General features: G+C 62.0%; 16 protein-coding genes. All 16 read left to right on the top strand.

Annotated features, from left to right (window positions below):
• Positions 1-305: 305 nt before the first annotated feature.
• The 16 genes from mraZ (at position 306) to lpxC (ending at position 18,123) form a co-directional block, all read left to right on the top strand.
• Positions 306-761 (top strand): division/cell wall cluster transcriptional repressor MraZ, encoded by a 456-nt coding sequence (gene mraZ / locus CAF63_RS09645; protein WP_007917012.1) that lies wholly within the window; start codon positions 306-308, stop codon positions 759-761.
• Entirely contained in the window at positions 758-1,705 is a 948-nt protein-coding gene (rsmH, locus tag CAF63_RS09640; protein WP_085684703.1) for a 16S rRNA (cytosine(1402)-N(4))-methyltransferase RsmH, read from the top strand. The genes mraZ and rsmH overlap by 4 nt, the downstream gene beginning before the upstream one ends.
• Entirely contained in the window at positions 1,702-1,995 is a 294-nt protein-coding gene (gene ftsL, locus CAF63_RS09635) for a cell division protein FtsL (RefSeq protein ID WP_007956777.1), read from the top strand. Before rsmH ends, ftsL begins: the two co-directional genes overlap by 4 nt.
• Positions 1,995-3,734 carry a penicillin-binding protein 2 gene (locus CAF63_RS09630; RefSeq protein ID WP_170929382.1) on the top strand — a complete coding sequence of 580 codons (1,740 nt, stop codon included), beginning with the start codon at positions 1,995-1,997 and terminating at the stop codon, positions 3,732-3,734. The genes ftsL and CAF63_RS09630 overlap by 1 nt, the downstream gene beginning before the upstream one ends.
• Positions 3,734-5,197, top strand: coding sequence for a UDP-N-acetylmuramoyl-L-alanyl-D-glutamate--2,6-diaminopimelate ligase (locus CAF63_RS09625; protein ID WP_085684701.1), 1,464 nt, complete (start codon positions 3,734-3,736; stop codon positions 5,195-5,197). The genes CAF63_RS09630 and CAF63_RS09625 overlap by 1 nt, the downstream gene beginning before the upstream one ends.
• The gene (gene murF / locus CAF63_RS09620; protein WP_085684699.1) at positions 5,190-6,557 is read left to right on the top strand and encodes a UDP-N-acetylmuramoyl-tripeptide--D-alanyl-D-alanine ligase; all 1,368 of its coding nucleotides are present in this window, start codon (positions 5,190-5,192) and stop codon (positions 6,555-6,557) included. The genes CAF63_RS09625 and murF overlap by 8 nt, the downstream gene beginning before the upstream one ends.
• Positions 6,557-7,639: a phospho-N-acetylmuramoyl-pentapeptide-transferase gene (gene mraY / locus CAF63_RS09615; RefSeq protein ID WP_007956769.1), complete on the top strand. Its 1,083-nt coding sequence runs from the start codon at positions 6,557-6,559 to the stop codon at positions 7,637-7,639. Before murF ends, mraY begins: the two co-directional genes overlap by 1 nt.
• Positions 7,640-7,644: 5 nt before the next feature.
• Positions 7,645-8,991: a UDP-N-acetylmuramoyl-L-alanine--D-glutamate ligase gene (gene murD / locus CAF63_RS09610; RefSeq protein WP_085684697.1), complete on the top strand. Its 1,347-nt coding sequence runs from the start codon at positions 7,645-7,647 to the stop codon at positions 8,989-8,991.
• Positions 8,988-10,205 carry a putative lipid II flippase FtsW gene (gene ftsW / locus CAF63_RS09605; RefSeq protein WP_039766247.1) on the top strand — a complete coding sequence of 406 codons (1,218 nt, stop codon included), beginning with the start codon at positions 8,988-8,990 and terminating at the stop codon, positions 10,203-10,205. Before murD ends, ftsW begins: the two co-directional genes overlap by 4 nt.
• A complete protein-coding gene (murG, locus tag CAF63_RS09600; RefSeq protein ID WP_085684695.1) occupies positions 10,195-11,265 on the top strand; it encodes an undecaprenyldiphospho-muramoylpentapeptide beta-N-acetylglucosaminyltransferase in 1,071 nt (356 codons plus the stop codon). Before ftsW ends, murG begins: the two co-directional genes overlap by 11 nt.
• Positions 11,258-12,718, top strand: a complete 1,461-nt coding sequence (gene murC / locus CAF63_RS09595; RefSeq protein ID WP_085684693.1) for a UDP-N-acetylmuramate--L-alanine ligase — start codon at positions 11,258-11,260, stop codon at positions 12,716-12,718. Before murG ends, murC begins: the two co-directional genes overlap by 8 nt.
• Complete coding sequence (locus tag CAF63_RS09590) at positions 12,715-13,689, top strand: D-alanine--D-alanine ligase (RefSeq protein WP_064383956.1); 975 nt, start codon at positions 12,715-12,717, stop codon at positions 13,687-13,689. The genes murC and CAF63_RS09590 overlap by 4 nt, the downstream gene beginning before the upstream one ends.
• A gap of 4 nt (positions 13,690-13,693) precedes the next feature.
• Positions 13,694-14,560, top strand: a complete 867-nt coding sequence (locus CAF63_RS09585; protein WP_085684691.1) for a cell division protein FtsQ/DivIB — start codon at positions 13,694-13,696, stop codon at positions 14,558-14,560.
• Positions 14,561-14,575: 15 nt separating this feature from the next.
• Positions 14,576-15,835, top strand: coding sequence for a cell division protein FtsA (gene ftsA / locus CAF63_RS09580; RefSeq protein WP_065261511.1), 1,260 nt, complete (start codon positions 14,576-14,578; stop codon positions 15,833-15,835).
• 67 nt (positions 15,836-15,902) lie between these two features.
• Positions 15,903-17,099, top strand: a complete 1,197-nt coding sequence (gene ftsZ / locus CAF63_RS09575) for a cell division protein FtsZ (RefSeq protein WP_007956754.1) — start codon at positions 15,903-15,905, stop codon at positions 17,097-17,099.
• Positions 17,100-17,211: 112 nt separating this feature from the next.
• Positions 17,212-18,123 carry a UDP-3-O-acyl-N-acetylglucosamine deacetylase gene (lpxC, locus tag CAF63_RS09570; RefSeq protein ID WP_085684689.1) on the top strand — a complete coding sequence of 304 codons (912 nt, stop codon included), beginning with the start codon at positions 17,212-17,214 and terminating at the stop codon, positions 18,121-18,123.
• Positions 18,124-18,140: the final 17 nt, after the last annotated feature.

Here is an 18,140-nt window from a genome sequence, read left to right as displayed (position 1 = left end):
TTCCCACCTTGCTTCAATCAACAGCAGAAGCGCTTTTGTAATACCGAAAAAATCTTACTCTTAACAAATCACTTTAACTTTCGAGCGCAGCTTTCAATGCTGCTTCAAGTTATTGGATAAAAGCATCCGCCAGATTCTCGTTGCTCCTCCTTTTATGCTCCTAAATCTCCGTTCTGTAAGGGTTTTCCTTTAATCCGCGCCTTGACGGTGTGGTGGGCGCATTCCTATAGTGTGCGCAAGTGGCGGAAAGTGGCATGAAGTGGGTTTTTTGAGCTCAAAACGATAAAAATTGGAGAAACGCAGACGTGTTTCGCGGAGCTAACGCTATCAGTCTCGACGCAAAGGGCCGTCTCGCCATGCCGAGCCGGTACCGTGACGAGCTCGATTCGCGCAGTTCCGGCCAGTTGATCGTGACCATTGATGCCGTTGATCCATGTTTGTGTGTCTACCCGCTCGATGAGTGGGAAATTATTGAAACCAAGTTGCGCGCGCTTCCTTCGCTTCGCGAAGAGAACCGTCGTCTGCAACGTTTATTGATTGGTAATGCCGTTGACCTCGAGCTCGACGGCAGTGGTCGTTTCCTGGTGCCGCCGCGCCTGCGCGAATACGCGAAGCTCGACAAGCGCGCGATGCTGGTGGGTCAACTGAACAAGTTCCAACTGTGGGACGAAGATGCCTGGAACGCGGTTTCTGCCGCTGACCTGGCTGCCATACAACAACCGGGCGCCATGCCTGACGAACTGCGTGATCTGATCCTGTGACTATTGATAGCGGCTTTAACCACATCACCGTACTGCTTGACGAAGCCGTCGAGGCTCTCGCCGTACGTCCTGATGGCTGCTATCTGGACGGCACGTTCGGGCGCGGCGGGCACAGCCGGTTGATCCTGAGCAAGCTCGGGCCGGATGGTCGGCTCATCGGATTTGACAAGGATCCTCAAGCGATTGCCACCGGGCAAACGCTAGCGGCCGAAGACGGCCGCTTTGTCGTTGTGCAGCGCAGCTTTGCCGAGCTCGGCTCGGTGGTTGCCGAACAGGGGCTGGCCGGCAAGGTCAGCGGCATTCTGCTGGATCTGGGCGTGTCTTCGCCGCAGCTCGATGATGCCGAGCGCGGCTTCAGTTTCCTCAACGATGGCCCGCTGGACATGCGCATGGATCCGTCCCGTGGCATCAGCGCAGCCGAGTTCGTCAACACCGCGCCGGTGGAAGAAATCGCCCGTGTTTTCAAGGAGTACGGCGAAGAACGTTTCTCCGGTCGCATGGCCCGTGCCGTGGCCGAGCGCCGTGACATGACGCCGTTCGAGCGCACCGCCGATCTGGCCGAAGTCCTGAAAGTCGCCAACCCGGCGTGGGAAAAGGGCAAGAACCCGGCAACCCGCGCTTTCCAGGGCCTGCGCATTCACGTCAACAACGAACTGGGCGATCTGGAAGCGGGTCTTGAAGCCGCGCTCGAATGCCTGGAAGTGGGCGGTCGTCTGGTCGTGATCAGCTTCCACTCGCTGGAAGACCGTATCGTCAAACTGTTCATGCGCAAGCTGGTGAAAGGCGAAGCCGACAACCTGCCACGCAACCTGCCGGTTCGCCACGTTGCGTTCGAACCGAAAATCAAAGTCCATGGCAAAGCGCAGACGGCCTCCGACGCCGAACTCAAAGCCAACCCACGTTCCCGTAGCGCCGTCATGCGCGTCGCGGAGAAGCTGCGGTGAGCAAGCTTTTCGCCAAGCCACTGCCCGGCGGCAGCTTTTTCATGCTGCTGCTGTTCATCGGCGTGCTCGTGTCGGCCATCGGTGTGTCTTATAGCGCCCACTGGAACCGGCAGTTGCTCAACACCCTTTACAACGAACTGAGCGTGCGCGACAAGGCGCAGGCCGAGTGGGGGCGCCTGATCCTGGAGCAAAGCACCTGGACCGCCCACAGCCGGATCGAAGTGCTGGCCACCGAACAACTGAAGATGCACATCCCCGGCGCGGCTGACGTGAAGATGGTGGCGCCATGATGAAACTCGAGGGGGCTCTCTTCCCGTGGCGTTTCCGTCTGATGGTGGCACTGCTCGGCGTGATGGTCGCAGCCATCTGCTGGCGCATCATCGACCTGCAAGTGGTCGACCGTGACTTCCTCAAAGGCCAGGGCGATGCGCGCAGTCTTCGGCACATTCCGATTCCGGCTCACCGTGGTCTGATCACCGACCGTAACGGCGAGCCTCTGGCGGTGAGTACCCCGGTGACCACGCTCTGGGCGAACGCCAAGGAAATGCAGACCGCCAAAGAGAAGTGGCCGGCACTGGCCGCCGCGCTGGGGCAGGATCCGAAAGCCCTGGCCGAACGTCTCGAAGCCCAGGCCAACAAAGAATTCATTTATCTGGTGCGCGGGTTGACCCCTGAGCAGGGCCAGGCCGTGCTCGACCTGAAAGTGCCCGGCGTCTACGGCATCGAAGAATTCCGCCGGTTCTACCCGGCCGGTGAAGTGACAGCGCACATGGTCGGGTTCACCGACATCGATGACCACGGTCGTGAAGGCGTCGAGCTGGCCTACGATGAATGGCTGGCCGGCGTGCCCGGTAAGCGGCAAGTCATCAAGGATCGGCGCGGACGGCTGATCAAGGATGTCCAGGTCACCAAAAACGCCAAGGCCGGCAAGCCCTTGGCGTTGTCGATTGACCTGCGTCTGCAATATCTGGCCAACCGCGAACTGCGCAACGCGATCATCGAGAACGGCGCCAAGGCCGGTAGCCTGGTGATCATGGACGTGAAGACCGGTGAAATCCTCGCCATGGTCAACCAGCCGACCTACAACCCGAACAACCGTCGCAACCTGCAGCCGGCGATGATGCGTAACCGCGCGATGATCGACGTGTTCGAACCCGGTTCGACCATGAAAGCGATCTCGATGAGCGCCGCGATCGAAACCGGCCGCTGGAAACCGAGCGACACCGTCGAGGTGTATCCGGGCTCCCTGCAGATCGGCAAATACACGATCAAGGACGTATCGAAGACCGAAGGTCCGGTACTCGACCTGACCGGCATTCTGATCAATTCCAGTAACGTCGGCATGAGTAAGGTCGCGTTCGATATCGGCGGCGAAACCATTTTCCGCCTCGCACAGAAAGTCGGCCTCGGCCAGGACACCGGCCTCGGCTTCCCGGGCGAACGTGTCGGCAACCTGCCGAATTACCGCGAGTGGCGCAAGGCCGAGACCGCGACGCTGTCTTACGGCTACGGTATTTCGGTGACCGCGATCCAGCTGGTGCACGCGTTCTCGGCGCTGGCCAACAATGGTCGTCTGGCACCGCTGACCCTGATCAAAACCGACAAGGCGCCACAGACCACCCAGGTGTTGCCGGAAGCCGTCGCCAAAACCATGCAAGGCATGCTGCAACAAGTGATCGAAGCCCCGCGCGGCGTGTTCCGTGCGCAGGTGCCGGCGTATCACGTGGGCGGCAAGTCCGGTACCGCGCGTAAAACATCGGTCGGCACCAAGGGCTACGCCGAAAACTCTTACCGCTCGCTGTTCGCCGGTTTCGGCCCGATGAGCGATCCACGTTATGCAATCGTCGTAGTGATCGATGAACCGACCAAGGCCGGTTACTTCGGTGGTCTGGTCTCGGCGCCGGTGTTCAGCCGTGTGATGTCGGGCACCTTGCGCCTGATGAACGTCACCCCGGACAACCTGCCGACCACACAACAGGCCAACGCCACCCCGGCCGTTCCGCTGAAAGCCAATGGAGGGCGCGGCTGATGTCTCTGAGTCTGAACAAGATTTTCCCCCACGCCGGCCACGATCTGTTGATCCGTGAACTGGCGCTCGACAGTCGCAACGTACGCGCGGGTGACCTGTTCCTCGCCGTGCCCGGCGGCAAGTTCGACGGGCGTGCGCACATTGCCGACGCCTTGCAGCGAGGGGCTGCTGCCGTGGCCTATGAAGTGGAAGGCGCCACCGTGCTGCCGATCACCGAAGTGCCGCTGATTCCGGTCAAGGGCCTGGCGGCGCAGCTGTCGGACATCGCCGGGCGTTTTTACGGCGAGCCAAGTCATCACCTGAACCTGATCGGCGTGACCGGCACCAACGGCAAGACCAGCGTGACCCAACTGGTAGCGCAGGCGCTGGATCTGCTCGGTCAGCATTGCGGCATCGTCGGCACCCTCGGCTCCGGTTTCCATGGCGCGCTGCAAAGCGGCCTGCACACCACGCCGAATCCGATTGCCATGCAAGCGACCCTGGGCGACCTGAAAAAGGCCGGCGCCAAAGCCGTGGCCATGGAAGTCTCGTCCCACGGTCTGGATCAGGGCCGGGTTACCGCGCTGGCATTCGATGTGGCGGTGATGACCAACCTGTCCCGCGATCACCTGGATTACCACGGCACCATGGAAGCTTACGCCGAGGCCAAAGCCCGGCTGTTTGCCTGGAATGACCTGAAGTGCCGCGTGGTCAACCTCGACGACGATTTCGGCCGGCAACTGGCCGCTGAAAAACGTGAGTCGCGTTTGATCACTTACAGCCTGCTCGACAGCAGCGCCTATCTGTATGTCCGCGAAGCGCAGTTCGACGATCATGGCGTGCGCGCCACGCTGGTCACGCCGCAGGGCGAGCACCATCTGCGCAGCACGCTGCTCGGTCGTTTCAACCTGAGCAACGTGCTGGCCGCCGTCGGTGCGCTGCTCGGTCTCGACTACGCGCTCGACGAAATCCTCAAGGTGTTGCCGAAACTCGAAGGTCCGGCCGGACGCATGCAGCGTCTCGGCGGCGGCACCCAGCCGCTGGTAGTGGTCGATTACGCCCACACGCCGGATGCCCTGGAAAAAGTTCTGACCGCATTGCGTCCGCACGTCAAAGGTCAATTGCTGTGCCTGTTCGGCTGCGGCGGTGATCGCGATCGCGGCAAGCGTCCGCTGATGGCCGAAGTGGTCGAGCGTCTGGCCGACCGCGTGCTGGTGACCGATGACAATCCGCGTACCGAAGATCCAGCCGTCATTTTTGATGACATCCGCGCCGGTTTCACGGCTGTGGACAAGGTGACGTTCGTGGCCGGTCGCGGCCAGGCCATCGCGCAACTGATTGCCGGCGCGTCGGCGGATGACGTGATCGTTCTGGCCGGCAAAGGTCACGAGGACTATCAGGAAATCAACGGCGAACGCCATGCATTCTCGGATCTGGTCGAGGCCGATCACGCCTTGACCGCGTGGGAGGTGGCCCATGCTTAAGGCCCTGAAACTCAGCGAATTGACCAACGCGCTCGATGCCCGTCTGATCAGTGCCGACGCCAGTTTTGACGGCGTGAGCATCGACAGCCGCGCGATCAAGGCCGGCCAACTGTTTATCGCCCTGACCGGCCCGCGTTTCGACGGTCATGACTATTTGAATGAAGTCGCCGCCAAAGGCGCCGTTGCTGCATTGGTCGAGCGCGAAGTCGCCGACAGCACGCTGCCGCAATTGCTGGTCAAGGACACCCGCCAGGCGCTCGGCCAATTGGGTGCGCTGAACCGTGCCGCCTTCACCAAGCCGGTCGCCGCCGTTACCGGTTCCAGTGGCAAGACCACAGTCAAGGAAATGCTCGCGAGCATCCTGCGCACGCGCGGTTCGGTACACGCGACCCGTGGCAACCTGAACAACGACCTCGGCGTACCGCTGACCCTGCTCGAACTCGCCCCGGAACACAGCGCGGCGGTGATCGAACTGGGCGCCTCGCGCCTGGGTGAAATCGCCTACACCGTCGGGCTGACCAAGCCGCATGTGGCGATCCTCAACAACGCCGGGACCGCCCACGTTGGTGAGTTCGGCGGGCCGGAGAAAATCGTCGAAGCCAAGGGCGAAATCATTGAAGGGCTCGCGGCCGACGGCGTCGCGGTGCTGAACCTCGATGACAAGGCGTTTGGCATCTGGAAGACCCGCGCCGGCGCCCGCAAGGTGCTGACGTTTGCCCTGAGCAACACTCAGGCGGATTTTTACGCCAGCGACCTGGCCACCGATGCCCGTGGCTGCCCGGCGTTCAACCTGCACAGTCCTGAAGGTGTGGAGCGGGTTCAACTGAATCTGCTCGGCACCCACAACGTCGCCAACGCCATGGCCGCCGCCGCTGCCGCGCACGTTTTGGGCGTGTCGCTGTTCGGCATCGCCACCGGGCTTGGCGCGGTACAACCGGTCAAGGGGCGCACCGTCGCGCAACTGGCGAAAAACGGCATGCGCGTGATCGATGACACTTACAACGCGAACCCCACCTCTATGTGCGCGGCCATTGATATACTCGCCGGCTTTTCCGGTCGCACCGTCCTGGTGCTCGGGGATATCGGCGAGTTGGGCGACTGGGCGGAGCAGGGGCACCGCGACGTGGGCGAATACGCCCGGGGCAAGGTTTCCGCGCTTTACGCCGTCGGGCCGAACATGGTCCACGCTGTGAACGCATTCGGTAACGAGGCGCATCACTTCGGCACCCAAGCCGAACTGATCCAGGCCCTCGGCGCCGAGCAGGACACAAACACCACCATTTTGATCAAGGGTTCGCGCAGCGCAGCGATGGAAAACATCGTTGCGGCCCTGTGCGGGTCCAGTCTGGAGAAACATTAATGCTGCTGCTGCTAGCGGAGTATCTGCAACAGTTCTACAAAGGCTTCGCGGTCTTCCAGTACCTGACCCTGCGCGGGATTCTCGGTGTGCTGACCGCGCTGGTCTTGTCGCTGTGCTACGGCCCGTGGATGATCCGCACCCTGCAGAACCGTCAGATCGGTCAGTCCGTTCGTAACGACGGCCCGCAATCGCACCTGTCCAAATCCGGTACGCCGACCATGGGCGGCGCGCTGATTCTGTCTTCGATCGGTGTCAGCACTTTGCTGTGGGCTGACCTGAGCAACCGCTACGTGTGGGTCGTGCTGCTGGTGACCCTGCTGTTCGGCGCCATCGGCTGGGTCGATGACTACCGCAAGGTGATCGAGAAGAACTCCCGTGGCCTGCCAAGCCGCTGGAAATATTTCTGGCAGTCGGTGTTCGGCCTCGGTGCGGCAATCTTCCTTTATATGACTGCAAGCACTCCGGTGGAAACCACCTTGATCCTGCCGATGCTCAAGGACTACAGCATTCCGCTGGGCGCCGGCTTCATCGTGCTGACGTACTTCGTGATCGTCGGTTCGAGCAACGCGGTCAACCTCACCGACGGCCTCGACGGTCTGGCGATCATGCCGACGGTGATGGTCGGCGGTGGCCTGGGCATCTTCTGCTACCTGTCGGGTAACGTGAAGTTCGCTGAATACCTGCTGATCCCTTACGTACCGGGCGCAGGCGAGCTGATCGTGTTCTGCGGCGCCTTGATCGGTGCCGGCCTGGGCTTCCTGTGGTTCAACACCTACCCGGCGCAAGTCTTCATGGGTGACGTCGGCGCACTGGCGCTGGGTGCGGCCCTGGGCACCATCGCGGTAATCGTCCGTCAGGAAATCGTCCTGTTCATCATGGGCGGCGTGTTCGTGATGGAAACCCTGTCAGTCGTCATTCAGGTTGCGTCCTTTAAGCTGACCGGTCGCCGTGTGTTCCGCATGGCACCGATTCACCACCACTTTGAACTCAAGGGCTGGCCCGAGCCGCGCGTGATCGTCCGTTTCTGGATCATCACCGTGATTCTCGTGCTGATCGGCCTTGCCACCCTGAAGCTGAGGTAGAACGAGTGTCTCTGATCGCTTCTGACCACTTCCGCATCGTTGTCGGCCTCGGCAAGAGCGGCATGTCCCTGGTTCGCTTCCTGGCGAACCGGGGCGTGGCGTTTGCCGTGGCCGACACGCGGGAAAATCCACCGGAACTGGCCACGCTCCAGCGTGACTATCCGCACGTGGAAGTGCGTTGTGGCGAGCTGGACGTCGAGTTCCTGTGCCGTGCCGACGAGCTCTACGTGAGCCCCGGCCTGGCGCTGGCGACCCCGGCCCTGCAAGCCGCCGCGGCCCGTGGCGTGAAGCTGTCCGGCGACATCGAGCTGTTCGCGCGTAACGCGAAGGCGCCGATCGTGGCCATCAGCGGTTCCAACGCAAAAAGCACCGTCACCACCCTGGTCGGCGAGATGGCGGCTGCGGCCGGCAAACGCGTGGCCGTGGGCGGCAACCTCGGTACGCCGGCGCTGGATCTGCTCAGCGATGACGTCGAGCTGTACGTGATGGAGCTGTCGAGCTTCCAGCTGGAAACCACCGACCAGCTCAACGCCGAAGTGGCGACCGTGCTCAACATCAGCGAAGACCACATGGACCGCTACAGCGGTCTGCCGGCCTATCACCTGGCCAAGCACCGGATCTTCCGTGGCGCGAAGCAGTTCGTGGTCAACCGTCAGGATGCGTTGACCCGTCCGCTGATGGGCGAGGGCCAGCCGTGCTGGACCTTCGGCCTGACCAAACCCGATTTCAAGGCATTCGGCCTGCGCGAAGAGAATGGCGAGAAATACCTGGCCTTCGAATTCCAGAACCTGATGCCGGTGCGCGAACTGAAGATTCGCGGCGCCCACAACCAGTCCAACGCCCTGGCGGCGCTGGCGCTCGGCCACGCGGTCGGGCTGCCGTTCGACGCCATGCTGGCAGCGCTGCGCACCTTCGCCGGTCTCGAACACCGTTGCCAGTGGGTGCGTGATCTGGACGGCGTCGGTTACTACAACGATTCCAAAGCCACCAACGTCGGCGCCGCACTGGCTGCCATCGAAGGTCTGGGGGCGGACATCGACGGCAAGGTCGTGCTGATCGCCGGTGGCGACGGCAAGGGTGCCGAATTCAAGGACCTGCGCGATCCGGTGGCAACCCATTGCCGCGCCGTGATCCTGATGGGCCGCGACTCCGACAAGATCGGCGAAGCGATCGGCGATGCCGTGCCGCTGATTCGCGCGACCACGCTGGTCGACGCGGTCGCCCAATGCCGCGCCGCCGCCCAGCCGGGTGACGTCGTGCTGCTGTCACCGGCCTGCGCCAGTTTCGACATGTTCAAGAACTACGAAGACCGTGGTCACCAGTTCGTCCGCGCCGTGGAGGACCTGGCATGAGCTTGAGAAACATCATCAAGCCATACCCGTCGCCGCTGATCACCGGACGCGGGATCGACCTCGACTTCCCGATGCTCGCCGGTTGCCTGGCGCTGCTCGGTCTGGGCCTGATCATGATCGCTTCGGCATCGACTGAAGTCGGCGCGGCGCAGTCGGGTAGTGCTCTGTATTACATGACCCGTCACCTGATCTACGTGGTGCTGGGCCTGGGTGCGTGCATCGTCACGATGATGATCCCGATTGCCACCTGGCAACGACTGGGCTGGATGATGCTGATCGGCGCGTTCGGATTACTGGTGATGGTGATCATCCCGGGTATCGGACGTGAGGTGAACGGTTCGATGCGCTGGATCGGCTTCAGCTTCTTTAACGTCCAGCCGTCCGAGATCGCCAAGGTGTTCGTGGTGATCTACCTCGCCGGTTACCTGGTGCGTCGCCAGAAAGAAGTGCGCGAGAGCTGGATGGGCTTCTTCAAGCCGTTCATCGTGCTGCTGCCGATGGCGGGCCTGTTGCTGATGGAGCCAGACTTCGGTGCCACCGTCGTGATGATGGGCGCTGCGGCGGCGATGCTGTTCCTCGGCGGGGTCGGGCTGTTCCGGTTCTCGCTGATGGTGGTGCTGGCCGTCGGAGCGGTGGTGTTGCTGATTCAGATGCAACCGTACCGGATGGCGCGTCTGACCAACTTCGCCGACCCGTGGGCCGACCAGTTCGGTGCCGGTTATCAGTTGTCGCAAGCCTTGATCGCGTTCGGTCGCGGTGAATGGCTGGGCGTTGGCCTGGGCAACAGCGTGCAGAAGCAGTTCTACCTGCCGGAAGCGCACACCGACTTCGTGTTCTCGGTTCTGGCCGAAGAGCTTGGCGCCGTGGGCTCGCTGTGCACCGTGGCGCTGTTCGTGTTCGTGTGTATTCGCGGGATGTACATCGGTCTGTGGGCCGAGAAAGCCAAACAGTTTTTTGCCGCTTATGTTGCCTACGGGCTGTCGTTCCTGTGGATCGGCCAGTTCCTGATCAACATCGGCGTGAACGTCGGCCTGCTGCCGACCAAGGGCCTGACCTTGCCGTTCCTCAGCTATGGCGGCAGTTCCCTGGTGATCTGCTGCGCCTGCCTTGGCCTGTTGCTGAGGATCGAGTGGGAGAGCCGGACCCACCTGGGCAGTGAAGAGATGGAATTCCATGAGAGCGACTTCGCCGAGGAGCCGAACCATGGGCGCTAACGTATTGATCATGGCCGGCGGCACCGGCGGGCACGTGTTCCCGGCGCTGGCCTGTGCCCGTGAATTCCAGGCGCGCGGCTACACCGTGCACTGGCTCGGCACGCCGCGCGGGATCGAGAACGATCTGGTGCCGGCGGCAGGTCTTGAATTGCACCGCATCAACGCCACTGGCCTGCGCGGGAAGGGCAAGCTGTCGTTGCTCAAGGCACCGTTCATGTTGCTGAAATCGGTGTGGCAGGCGCGGGCGATCATTCGCCGGTTGCGTCCGGTGTGCGTGGTCGGATTCGGCGGCTATGTGACCGGCCCCGGCGGTATCGCCGCCAAACTGGCCGGCGTGCCGGTGATCGTTCATGAGCAGAACGCCGTGGCCGGCACCGCCAATCGGTTGCTGGTGCCGTTCGCCGCCCGGGTGTGTGAAGCCTTCCCTGACACCTTTACCCTGTCGGACAGCCGCCGTACCACCGGTAACCCGGTGCGCAGCGAGCTGTTCCTCGAAACACCGCGCCCGGCCCTGGCCGGACGCAAGGCGCGTTTGCTGATCCTGGGCGGAAGCCTGGGCGCAGAGCCGTTGAACAAGTTGCTGCCTGAAGCCCTGGCACAAGTCGCTGCCGACTTGCGTCCGGAAGTGTTCCATCAGGCTGGCAGAAACCACGAGGAAGTGACTGCAGAGCGCTACCGCGCCGCCGGCGTGGATGCGCAGGTGCAGCCGTTCATAAAAGACATGGCCCAGGCCTATGGCTGGGCTGACCTGGTGGTGTGCCGCGCCGGCGCATTGACCATCAGCGAACTGGCCGCCGCCGGTCTGCCCTCGATGCTGGTGCCCTTGCCCCACGCGATCGACGATCACCAGACCCGCAACGCCGATTATTTGGCCCGCGAAGGCGCTGCCTTCCTGATGCCGCAAAGAACGACTGGTGCCGCGGACCTTGCCGCGCGCCTGACAGAGGTCTTGATGCAACCGCAACGACTCGAACAAATGGCCCAAGCGGCCCGCCGACTGGCGAAACCCGAAGCCACCCGTAGCGTGGTCGATACCTGTCTGGAGGTGGCCCATGGTTGAGAATCAGAAAGCCATGCCGCAACCGGAAATGCGCCGCATCCGTCGCATCCACTTCGTCGGGATCGGCGGCGTGGGCATGTGCGGTATTGCCGAAGTGTTGCTGAACCTGGGCTATGAAGTGTCCGGTTCCGACCTGAAAGCTTCGCCGGTGACCGAGCGCCTGGAATCCTTCGGTGCACAGATCTTCATCGGCCACCGTGCCGAGAACGCCGCTGCCGCCGATGTGCTGGTGGTGTCGAGCGCCGTCAACACCTCCAACCCGGAAGTGGCGACCGCCCTTGAGCGTCGTATTCCGGTGGTGCCGCGTGCCGAGATGCTCGCCGAACTGATGCGCTATCGCCACGGCATCGCCGTTGCCGGTACCCACGGCAAGACCACCACCACCAGCCTGATCGCTTCGGTGTTCGCGGCCGGTGGCCTGGATCCGACCTTCGTCATCGGTGGCCGTCTGAATGCAGCGGGCACCAATGCCCAGCTCGGCACCAGCCGTTACCTGATCGCCGAGGCCGACGAGAGCGACGCCAGCTTCCTGCACCTGCAACCGCTGGTGGCCGTGGTCACCAACATCGACGCAGACCACATGGCGACCTACGACGGCGACTTCAACAAACTGAAGAAAACCTTCGTCGAGTTCCTGCACAACCTGCCGTTCTACGGTTTGGCGGTGATGTGCCTGGACGATCCGGTGGTGCGTGAAATCCTGCCGCAGGTGAAGCGTCCGACCGTGACCTACGGCTTCAGCGAAGACGCTGACGTGCGCGCGATCAATGTGCGCCAGCAGGGTATGCAGACCTTCTTCACCGTGCTGCGTCCTGATCGCGAGCCGCTGGATGTGTCCGTGAACATGCCGGGCAACCACAACGTGCTCAACGCGCTGGCAACCATCTGCATCGCCACCGACGAAGGCGTCAGCGATGAAGCCATCGTCCAGGGCCTGTCCGGGTTCCAGGGCGTCGGCCGACGCTTCCAGGTCTACGGCGAACTGCCGGTGGACGGCGGCAATGTGATGCTGGTCGACGACTACGGTCACCACCCGACCGAAGTCGCAGCGGTGATCAAAGCCGTTCGTGGTGGCTGGCCTGAGCGCCGTCTGGTGATGGTCTACCAGCCGCACCGCTACAGCCGCACCCGCGACCTGTACGACGATTTCGTCAATGTACTGGCCGACGCCAACGTACTGCTGCTGATGGAAGTCTATCCGGCCGGCGAAGAGCCGATCCCGGGCGCCGACAGCCGCAAGCTGTGCAACAGCATCCGCCAGCGCGGTCAGCTCGACCCGATCTACATCGAGCGCGGCGTCGACCTGGCGCCGCTGGTCAAGCCGCTGCTGCGTGCCGGCGACATTCTGCTGTGCCAGGGCGCCGGTGATATCGGCGGTCTCGCACCGAAACTGTTGAAAAGCGAGTTGTTCGCCGGTGCCGTGGCGGCATCGGTCGAGGGGAAGTTGAAATGACTGCTGCCTACGCCAATCTGTTCTCCACCATTGCCCCGAAAGACTTCGGCCGTGTGGCCGTGCTGTTCGGTGGCCTGAGTGCCGAGCGTGAAGTCTCGCTGAAGTCCGGCAACGCCGTGCTCACTGCGCTGCAAAGCGCGGGTGTGGATGCGTTCGGGATCGATGTCGGCGCCGACATCCTGCAGCGCCTGCTGAGCGAGAAGATCGACCGTGCGTTCATCATTCTCCACGGTCGCGGCGGTGAAGACGGCAGCATGCAGGGCCTGCTCGAAGTGGCCGGCATTCCGTACACCGGCAGCGGCATCCTGGCTTCGGCGCTGGCGATGGACAAGTTGCGCACCAAGCAGGTCTGGCACACGCTCGGGATTCCGACGCCGCGTCACGCCGTGCTGCGCAGCGAGGCCGATTGTATTTCGGCAGCGACGGAACTGGGCTTCCCTTTGATCGTCAAACCGGCGCATGAAGGTTCAAGTATCGGGATGGCCAAAGTGACTTCCGCGTCCGAGTTGATCGACGCATGGAAAGCGGCCAGTACCTACGATTCGCAAGTGTTGGTCGAGCAATGGATCCACGGTCCCGAGTTCACCATTGCCACCCTGCGTGACCAGGTGTTGCCTCCTATCGCCCTGGGTACGCCACACACGTTCTACGACTACGACGCCAAGTACATCGCCAACGATACCCAGTATCGGATTCCGTGCGGGCTCGATGCCGCCAAGGAAAAAGAACTCATGGACCTCACGGCGCAAGCCTGCGAGGCGCTGGGTATTGCCGGTTGGGGCCGGGCGGACGTGATGCAGGACGCCGATGGCAAATTCTGGTTCCTGGAAGTCAACACGGCTCCCGGCATGACCGATCACAGCCTGGTACCGATGGCGGCGAAAGCGGCCGGTCTGGATTTCCAGCAACTGGTCCTGGCCATTCTGGCCGCCAGTGTCGATGCCGATGGCAAGAAAGAGGCGCGAGGTTAAGACCATGCAAGGCGCACAGCTCAGACATCAGCCACCCGCACCCGGCCGCAAGCCGGTGCCGCGGGGTGCCAGCCGAATGGTGGCCAAAGAGCCGATGTCCGCGCGCCTGCCAAAAGCCAACTTCGGCTTTTTGAAAAGTCTGTTCTGGCCGGTGCTGCTGGTGGCCCTGGGGTTCGGCACTTACGAAGGCGCGCAGCGTTTGCTGCCGTACGCCGACCGGCCGATCACCAAGATCGCGGTGCAGGGCGACCTCAGTTACATCAGCCAGCAAGCGGTGCAGCAGCGGATCGCCCCCTACGTGGCGTCGAGCTTCTTCACCATCGACCTGGCGAGCATGCGCACGGAGCTTGAGCAGATGCCGTGGATCGCCCACGCCGAAGTTCGTCGGGTGTGGCCGGATCAGGTGGTGATCCGCCTCGAAGAGCAACTGCCGGTGGCCCGCTGGGGCGACGAGTCATTGCTCAACAACCAGGGCCAGGCGTTCACGCCCAAGGAACTGGCGAACTACGAACACCTGCCGCAGCTGTTCGGTCCGCAGCGGGCCCAGCAGCAAGTGATGCAGCAATACCAGGTGCTGAGCCAGATGCTCCGGCCATTGGGCTTCTCGATTGCGCGGCTTGAGCTGCGTGAACGTGGCAGCTGGTTCCTGACCACCGGTGCCGGCAGTTCCGGTCCCGGCATCGAGCTGCTGCTGGGACGCGGCAACCTGGTGGAAAAGATGCGCCGCTTCATTGCCATCTATGACAAGACGCTCAAAGAACAGATTACGAACATTGCGCGCATCGATCTGCGCTATGCCAACGGCCTCGCTGTTGGCTGGCGGGAACCAGTAGCGCCGACGACAGCCCAACCCGCTGTCGCAAAGAATTAAGAAGAGGCAGGACCCATGGCAAACGTGCAAAGCGGCAAAATGATCGTCGGTCTCGATATCGGCACCTCCAAAGTGGTGGCGCTGGTCGGCGAGGTTGCGGACGACGGCACGCTCGATATCGTCGGGATCGGCACTCATCCGTCCCGCGGCCTGAAAAAAGGCGTGGTGGTCAACATCGAGTCCACCGTGCAGTCGATCCAGCGCGCGATCGAGGAAGCCCAACTGATGGCGGGCTGCCGCATTCACTCGGCGTTCGTCGGCGTGGCCGGCAATCACATTCGCAGCCTGAACTCCCACGGCATCGTCGCGATCCGTGATCGCGAAGTCAGCTCGGCGGATCTGGAGCGCGTACTCGACGCCGCCCAGGCCGTAGCGATCCCTGCCGACCAGCGTGTGCTGCACACCCTGCCGCAGGACTACGTGATCGATAACCAGGAAGGCGTGCGCGAGCCGCTGGGCATGTCCGGCGTGCGTCTGGAAGCCAAGGTTCACGTGGTCACCTGCGCCGTCAACGCCGCACAGAACATTGAAAAATGCGTGCGTCGCTGCGGTCTGGAAATCGATGACATCATTCTTGAGCAACTGGCCTCGGCCTACTCGGTTCTGACCGACGACGAGAAAGAGCTGGGCGTGTGCCTGGTCGACATCGGCGGCGGCACCACCGACATCGCGATCTTCACCGAAGGCGCGATCCGCCACACGGCCGTGATCCCGATCGCGGGCGATCAGGTGACCAACGACATCGCCATGGCGTTGCGCACCCCGACCCAATACGCCGAAGAGATCAAGATCCGCTACGCCTGCGCCCTGGCCAAACTGGCCGGTGCCGGCGAAACCATCAAGGTGCCGAGCGTCGGCGACCGTCCACCGCGCGAACTGTCTCGTCAGGCCCTGGCCGAAGTGGTCGAGCCGCGTTACGACGAACTGTTCACCCTGATCCAGGCCGAGCTGCGTCGCAGCGGCTACGAAGACCTGATCCCGGCCGGCATCGTGCTGACCGGCGGTACTTCGAAGATGGAAGGCGCCACTGAACTGGCCGAAGAAATCTTCCACATGCCGGTCCGCCTGGGCGTGCCGCATGGCGTGAAAGGTCTGGATGACGTGGTACGCAACCCGATTTATTCCACTGGCGTCGGCTTGTTGATGTACGGCCTGCAGAAGCAGTCCGACGGGATCTCGTTCTCGGGCATCGGCAGCCGCGACAGCTACAGCAACGATGAGCCGCAGGCGCCGTTGCTGGACCGTTTGAAGAAGTGGGTTCAAGGCAACTTCTAAAGCTTTACCGCAGCACCGCAACAAACAGCAGTAGGCGAAAAAACTAGAGAATGTAAGGAGAGGGAAAATGTTCGAACTCGTAGACAACATCCCCGCAAGCCCGGTAATCAAGGTTATCGGTGTTGGCGGTGGCGGCGGCAACGCTGTCAACCACATGGTCAAGAGCAACATCGAAGGCGTGGAATTCATCTGCGCCAACACCGATGCTCAAGCGCTGAAAAACATCGGCGCGCGCACCATTCTGCAACTGGGCACCGGCGTGACCAAAGGCCTGGGCGCCGGCGCCAACCCGGAAGTCGGCCGTCAGGCCGCGCTGGAAGATCGCGAGCGCATCGCTGAAGTGCTGGCCGGCACCAACATGGTGTTCATCACCACCGGCATGGGCGGCGGTACGGGTACCGGTGCTGCGCCGATCATCGCCGAAGTGGCCAAGGAAATGGGCATCCTGACCGTTGCGGTCGTGACCCGTCCGTTCCCGTTCGAAGGCCGCAAGCGTATGCAGATCGCCGACGAAGGCATCCGCATGCTCTCGGAAAGCGTTGACTCGCTGATCACCATTCCGAACGAAAAACTGCTGACCATCCTCGGCAAGGACGCAAGCCTGCTGTCGGCTTTCGCCAAGGCTGACGATGTACTGGCCGGTGCCGTTCGCGGTATCTCCGACATCATCAAGCGTCCGGGCATGATCAACGTCGACTTCGCCGACGTACGTACCGTGATGAGCGAAATGGGCATGGCGATGATGGGCACTGGCTGCGCCAGCGGTCCGAACCGTGCACGTGAAGCGACCGAAGCGGCCATCCGCAACCCGCTGTTGGAAGACGTGAACCTGCAAGGCGCACGCGGCATCCTGGTGAATATCACTGCCGGTCCTGACCTGTCCCTGGGTGAGTACTCCGACGTGGGTTCGATCATCGAAGCCTTCGCTTCCGAGCACGCAATGGTCAAGGTCGGTACCGTTATCGATCCGGACATGCGCGACGAACTGCACGTGACCGTGGTTGCTACCGGTCTGGGCGCGAAAATCGAGAAGCCTGTGAAGGTCATCGACAACACCGTTCACACCTCGATGGCGGCTGCTCAAGTGCAGCAACCGGCACCCGCTCGTCAGGAGCAGCCAGCGGTGAATTACCGTGACCTGGACCGTCCGACCGTCATGCGCAACCAGGCTCAGGCCGGTGCTGCGACTGCCGCGAAGATGAATCCGCAAGATGACCTGGACTACCTGGACATCCCGGCCTTCCTGCGTCGTCAGGCCGATTGATGAAATGTATCAGGGGTATTCAGGTGATTGGTGTTCAGCAAAGGCTCGGTCTGCTATCATCGCCAGCCTTTGTTGATACCAGTTCGCAATTTGCGCTGAAGCGGCCCATGCCATGATTAAACAACGCACACTGAAAAATATTATCCGTGCCACCGGTGTAGGTCTGCACTCCGGGGAGAAGGTTTACCTGACCCTCAAGCCTGCACCGATCGACACCGGGATCGTCTTTCGCCGTGCCGATCTCGATCCGGTTGTCGAGATACCGGCTCGCGCGGCCAACGTCGGCGAGACAACCATGTCGACGACGCTGGTCAACGGTGACGTGAAGGTAGACACGGTGGAGCACCTGCTCTCGGCCATGGCTGGCCTGGGCATCGATAACGCCTACGTCGAGCTCTCCGCGTCTGAAGTCCCGATCATGGATGGCAGCGCAGGACCTTTCGTATTCCTGATTCAATCGGCTGGCCTGGAAGAGCAGGACGCTGCCAAGAAATTCATCCGTATCCTGCGTGAAGTGACAGTGGAAGACGGCGACAAGCGCGCCACTTTCGTCCCTTTCGAAGGGTTCAAGGTGAGCTTCGAGATCGATTTCGATCACCCGGTTTTCCGGGACCGCACCCAAAGTGCAAGCGTGGATTTTTCCAGCACTTCGTTCGTAAAAGAAGTCAGCCGCGCCCGTACTTTCGGTTTCATGAGTGACATCGAGTACCTGCGCAAGCACAACCTCGCACTCGGCGGCAGCGTGGAAAACGCGATCGTGGTCGATGCCGATGGCGTACTGAACGAAGACGGCCTTCGCTATGAAGACGAATTCGTGAAGCACAAGATCCTCGATGCAATTGGCGACCTGTACCTGCTGGGCAACAGCCTGATTGGTGAGTTCAAGGGCTTCAAGTCCGGCCACGCACTGAACAACCAGCTACTGCGCAAGTTGATTGAGCAGAAAGATGCTTGGGAAGTCGTGACGTTCGAAGACGCCAGCACCGCACCAATCTCTTACATGCGCCCGGTTGCGGCGGTGTAAGTAAAAAACCTCTCTAG

It is taken from the genome of Pseudomonas sp. B20(2017) (assembly GCF_002113125.1).
In the GTDB taxonomy this organism is placed as follows: domain Bacteria; phylum Pseudomonadota; class Gammaproteobacteria; order Pseudomonadales; family Pseudomonadaceae; genus Aquipseudomonas.
The sequence above is the reverse complement of the archived record's forward strand: the minus strand, read 5'-3'. Positions and strand labels throughout refer to the sequence as shown.